This is a genomic window from Synechococcus sp. CCY 0621 (assembly GCF_019038465.1).
Taxonomy (GTDB): Bacteria; Cyanobacteriota; Cyanobacteriia; order PCC-6307; family Cyanobiaceae; genus Cyanobium.
In genome coordinates this window covers 41,053-47,182 of the sequence record NZ_JAFKRH010000028.1, presented here as the reverse complement: position 1 = coordinate 47,182, position 6,130 = coordinate 41,053, and the positions used below count along the sequence as shown (strand labels likewise).

Genomic DNA, 6,130 nt, shown 5'->3' with positions numbered 1-6,130 from the left:
GGAGCTGGCGGGACGGCCCGTCAGGGTCGCCCGCAGCACAAGGCTGGCGGCCGCTGCGGTCTTGCTGGGGTCGGCCACCGTGAGGGTGAGTGGATCAACCCGATCAAAGACGGGGTTGAGATCCACTGTCCCCGCCGTGATCGACTGCAGGATCTCGCCATCCGCCGCCGCCCCCTGATCGCCAGCGCCGCCATCGCGCAAGGAGAGGTGCAGAAACTCCGCGGCACCATCGGCGTCAAGGTCATAGAAACGGGCGCCGCCGCCCTGACGTGGGTCGTAGGTCAACGGCGCCATCGCGCCGGTGGCGGGGTTGGTGGAGGAGGCCGTCCAGCGGCTGGTTGGTGTGTCGTTGAAGGGGGCTCCAACGGTGAGGGCGGCGAGCTCGAAGCTGACCGTCGCCTGGGCCAGACCGGGATCGAGATCGATGCCGAAATCAATGGCGCTCTGATCCTCAGGATCCAGTGGGGAGATGGTTGGCACCACCTGGAAGGGCCGATCAGCCTGGAACGTGCCACCGGTGATGTTGACGGCAACCACTTGGCTGTCGCCCCCGGGGGTGATGACCACAACGACCGGATTCCCAGGTTCGGAGGGAGGAATGGCGCCGATCGTCAGCGTCGGCGTAAAGGCGGTGACCGCCTGTCCATCGAAGAACCCCAGCCGCAGATTGAGGCTGGCCAGGTCGGCGGGGCCCAAGCCGGCGGGAGCGGTGATGCTGAGGGTTCTGTGGTCGGCGCGGATCCACGGCGGGCCCTCCAGGACGACCAGCCGCAGACTGTCGCCGTCGGCATCCAGGCCGAAGGCCCCGAGGTTCTGAAGCACCTGGACACCGGGAATCACGGTGAGGCCCGGAGGGGCCGATGGCGTGGCCAGCTCCGGCGCCGCATTGGCCTGGATGCCGGCAGCAGCAAAAGCTTGTTTGATCTGCGCCCAGCTGCCTTGAACCTGAATCCCATCGATCAAGGCCAGATCCTTGCCCACTTCGAAGTCCCTGATCTGCAGCGGCTCGGCTGTCGCCGCGGCGACGGAGCTGTCGATCAGGAACTGATCGGCCTCGTTGTCCGCCAGGGCCGTGGCCGGCGCCAGGCCAGGCGTCCTGGAGGGGTCGACCAGGCTGCCGCCGATGACGACGTCCTTGGCCTGGCTCAGGAAGAACTGGTCGGCTCCCCTGCCGCCCACCAGAACGTTGCCGCCCAGGCTGTCGCTGTTGAAGAACTGGTCGCTGCCGCCCCGGCCCTCGATGCGGGAGCCCACGCCGACGTAGACGCTGTCCGGCGCCTCTGAACCGATCACCGTCACGTTGGCGAGCTGGATGCCCTGCTCGGGCACGGCCCCGTAGGCGGCCGGATCGAGCAGGGTGACGTTGCCACCGTTATCCACCGCCGCGCCGAAGACCAGATCCAGTTCCTTCCAGCCTGGTTGCCAGAGGATCGGCCCGCCCTGCTCGGATGTCAGCGCCAGCTTGAAGTCGGCCGAACCGGTCACCGTCTCGATGGCCCAGGCGGGCTGGGCGGTGATCGGGTCGGTGCCGGAGAGCAGGTGGAACGCGCCGTCGACGCGATCGGTGCTGACGGTGAGATCGAGGAAGCCGCGCCGGTTCACATCGGCGTAGGCCAGTCCGCTGATGTAGCCCATGAACAGACCGTCGAGGCCGTCGACGGCGGGGTAGTTCGCCCGGATGTAGGCATCGGCGCCGGGGAGATACTTCTCCAGCCCGGGCGAGGTGACCCCGGGGGTGGCGAACTCCAGGCCGGCCAGGCTGCCGGCGGGGCCGGTGCCCGCGGTCATCGTGTCCAGCACGCCGGCCCAGGCGTTGTGGGTGTCGCCAGCCAGGCTGATCAGCCGCTTGCCCAGGGCCAGGGCGCTCTGCAGGATCGTTTCCCGCTCCACCCCGTAGCCATCCCAGGCGTCGAGGTTGTAGGGGATCTTGCCGGCTTCGGCGAACAGGGCTTTCTCTGCCGCAGACAGCTGATCGAACGGGGTCCCGGTGGCGAGCTTCTGCAGCGGGGCGGCGTACTTGTCGAGCAGGGCGGGGTTGCCGGCATCCAGCAGCAGCTCCGCCGGCACCGCCATCGACTGCATCAGCACCTGCTGGCCCAGCACCTGCCAGGCGGCGCTGGAGCCGGCCATGCGTTGCTGCAGCCAGGCCATCTGGGTGTCGCCGAGCAGGTCGCGGCTGGGGTCACCCCAGGCCTGCTGCACGGTGGCCAGCACCAGCTGCTGGGTGACCAGGGGTGCCAGGGCGGCGGCAAAGCCCGGGACCGCTCCCGGGGAGGAAGGAGGGGTCAGCCCCAGCTGGCTCGCATAGGCCGCCAGCTGGGCCGGGTCGGCGAGGATCGCGCCGATGCGGGCCTGCACGGCGGCGGCATCGGGGTACTCCAGCTGCTCATCGCGGGCGGTGAGACGGGTTTCGAGGATGTGCAGCGCCAGCACGTCGCCGAAATCGAAGGAGCGGTAGCCCTGGGTGAGCGGAGTGAGGGCGGTGGCGCCGTCCCCGCTCTGGCGCAGGCCGGGCTCCCTGATCGGCAGCCACTCGTGGTAGGCCTTCAGGGCGGCGTCGCGCCGGGCGATCCAGTCGCCCTCGCTGGCGCTCTGGTGGTTCTGGGCGCCACCGGCCCAGCTGTCGTTGGCGGTCTCGTGGTCGTCCCAGATGGCGATCAGTGGCGCCGCCGCCCGCAGGGCCTGCAGATTGACATCGGTGTGGTACTGGGCATAACGGAGCCGGTAGTCGTCGAGGCTGACGATCTCGCGCTCGGGCAGGAAGCCACGGTCGCCGGCGGCGTCCTCCGCCTCATCGAAGCCACCCGGGCCGTACTCGTAGATGTAATCGCCCACATGCACCAGGGCGTCGTAGGGGTTCACCGCATGGACGGCGGCGGCCCGGCCATAGGCGAGGAATTCCTCGGCGGCGGTGAAGTTGGCGCAGGAGAACACCGCCAGCCGCACCGGGCCGCTGCCCACCGGCAAGGTCTTGGTCTGCCCCACCATCGACTGCGCCGCTCCGGCGCGGAAGCGGTAGTGGTAAACGGTGTCGGCATTGAGGCCGTCAGCCTCCACCTTGACGGTCCAGTCGCGGGCGACGCTGGTGGTGAACACACCGCTGTCGACGATCGAACCGGCCTCGAAACCGGCGCTGCGGGACACCTCCCACTGCACGTCCACCAGTCCGGCGAAACCGGCGGGCGGTGTGATCCGGGTCCAGAGGATCACCGAATCGGCGTAGGGATCGCCGGAGGCAACGCCGTGGGAGAAGGCGAGTCCGGCGGGCAGCGCCCGGCCCAGATCCAGGTCCAGCAGCAGGGGGTCGTGGTCGGAGGTGCGGTAGGGATCGGGCGCGAAGAAATCGCGGGACGCCGCATTGCCGTTGCTGTTGGTGTCGAGGTTGTAGTCGCGGAAGGCGCCCTCGGCGGCGTTGATGCTCCAGTCGGAGGCGGCCACGGCCTGGCTGACCAGGGAGGGTGAGATCAGCATGTGATCCAGCGCCCCGCTCATGTCGACCGGGTTGAAGAAGGCGTAGCTCGAGGGGGGCTCGGCCGTGAAGGTGGGCAGGGCGTTGCGGAAGCCCGCCGCTTCCAGCACCCGGATCGGGTCCTCCTTGGCGTAGGCATTGATGTCGCCCAGCACCACCCAGTCACTGTCACCGTTGCCGGTGGGGTCGGTGCCGATCCAGCGCACCAGTTCATTGGCGGCGGCGGTACGGGTGGCATTGAAGGCCGACTGGCCATCCTGCTGATCCAGGTCGAGGCCGGCGGCACCGCCGCTGCCCTTCGACTTGAGGTGGTTGACGACCACATTGAGAACTTCGCCGCTGGCCAGTTCCCGGAAGCCCTGGGCCAGGGCCGGCCGGTTGAGCGGACTGCCGGTGGCGAGGGGGTCGGTGAAACTGGCGGTGTCCAGCACCTGGGCCGGACCGGTGGGGGCCACCGCCCGGCTGTCGTAGATCAGGCCCACCTTGATGGCGTCGCTGCCGATCAGGCCGGTGGGCACGAAGCTGTACAGGCGCCCTGAGCCACCGGGCTGGGCCGCGTTCAGCCGCGCCACGATCGCGGCCAGGGTGGCGTCGTCGGCGTCGTTCTCCAGCTCCATCAGGCCGATCACATCGGCCCTGAGGCCGACCAGCGCGGCGGTGAGCTTGGTGAGCTGGCGCTCCAGCTCCTCGGGCGTGTTGGCCCCGCGGGGGGCCAGACCGGTGTCCGTGAGGGCGCCGCCGGCGTTGAGGGTAGTGAAGGTGTTGAGCACGTTGAAGCTGGCCAGGCGCAGCTGCCCCGCCCCGGCCGGCGCCGGTGCCGGCGGACGGGGGTTGCCGGCCTCGAAGCTGAGGGGCGCCGTGGGCTGCAGCCGGTACTTGCCGAAGTCGAACCCGAGCACCCCCTCCACATCGGTGATGGTGTCGCCGCGGCGCAGCAGCTGGTCGCGCACGGGCGCCGCCGGGGTGGCCGCAGCCGCGGGCCGGTAGGCGCTGTTGCTGCCGTCATCGAGCACCAGCTCGCGGCGGGCGGTGGCCTGCTCGGCCGCAAAGGCCGCCGGTCCCGGCGCCATCACGTTGGTGGGCTGGAGCGGCAGACCGCCGGCACTGAGCTCCACCTCACCGAAGCGGAACTGGCCGAAGAGTCCGTTGACGCTGAGAGTCTCCGGGAAGCGCACCCACATGCCCTCATAGGGCTCCAGATCGAGGGCGCTGCTGCGCTGGGCCAGGAGGTCGGCAATGTCGACCCGCTGCGTGTCGCCGAGGCGGCCCTGTGCTTCCACCGTCAGGGCACTGACGGTGCTGATCACCGTCTGCCCGAAGCGCTCGGCCACCGTGCCGGTGAGCAGCACCCGATCACCGATCACCGCATCGACGTTGGTGCCCGTGAGCGGGTAGGCCACATACAGCCCCTCGGAGGTGAGGCCGCTGGTATCCCAATCCGCCGTCTCCTCCTGCAGAAAGAATCCGCCCAGCTCGGCCGAAGCCTGGAAGTCGGCCACGACCACGGCCCGCAGGGTGACGCTCTGGGCGACCAGCGGGCTGGTGGTGCCGCTGCCCTGCACGGCGGAGATCAGGCTGATGCGGTCGTTGTCGCTGATGCTGATGGCCGCACTGCCGGCTCCGCTGGCGATCGCGTGACCGGTCGGAGCCGTCAGCTCCACGACCAGGGTTTCGTTTCCTTCATCGAGGGCATCGTCGAGAAACTCGATCGCCAGATCCACGCTGCTGGCCCCAGCGGGGATCACAACGGAACCGGGCAGGGGGCTGGAGAGGTCGTTGGCCTCGGCGAGCCCCGCACCAATGACCAGGCTGATCGGCACCTCCAGGGCAGCCAGCGTCGAGCCGGTGCGACTGATCCGCACACTGGCCCCGTCGCCGGATTCGCTCGCCACCGCGTCGATGGCCTGGATCGACACCTCAGTCAGCACAGGCATCTGAGTCAGCGAAATGCTCAGATCGTCGATAGCAAGCCCGTGGTCATTACCGGCATCGTTGGTCTCCACCCAGCGCAGCCAGAGGGTGGCATCAGCCGCCCAGGGGCTGGCCGAGAGATCGAGGCTGCCGCCCAACGCACTCACCCGCCCGGCGCCGTTGCCATCGACCGCGCCCGCCGTGGTCCCGGTCACTGGCGAGGTCCAGTTGAAACCGCCGCCTGGCGTGGCCCAGGTGCTCACCTGCTCGAAGCTGGCGCCGAAGCCCCACTGCAGTTCCATGGTCTGGGCACTCGCGTTGCCGCCGTTGCGCCACTGCTCGCCGCTGAAGGAGAGATCCAGCCGGCCGATGGCGGACCCGCTGGCGTTCGACAGGGCCAGGGCGAACCAGCCGGCCACCGAACCGCCGGAGGGCGACCCGAAATAGGCACCACCGGAACCGAGCCCCCCCAGGGCACGGTCGCTGCTGGCGCTCGACCCGTAACTCACGAAGGCACCGGAGTTGCCGGAGCCACTGTCGGCGTTGTAGGTGGCAAGGGCGACCGGTGCCGCCGCCGGCTGGCGGAAGAGGTGCCAGCCCGGCAAGGTCACATCATTGGACCAGCTGTTCCCGGTTCCGGAGGCCGCCAGGGCGTCAAAGCTCTGGGTGTAGAGGCCTGTGAAAAGCGCTGGCATGGTCCGGATGGGGGTGCTGGTGAAGAAAGAGGCGGGAAAAGCTACGGATAAAACT

Annotated in this window: 1 protein-coding gene; it reads right to left on the bottom strand. The window is 69.3% G+C overall.

Annotation, left to right across the window (positions count from 1 at the left end; translation table 11 throughout):
- On the bottom strand, positions 1–6,075 hold a 6,075-nt coding region (locus KUG43_RS08735), incomplete at its 3' end, for an ExeM/NucH family extracellular endonuclease (protein WP_216908157.1).
- Between the last annotated feature and the right edge of the window lie 55 nt (positions 6,076–6,130).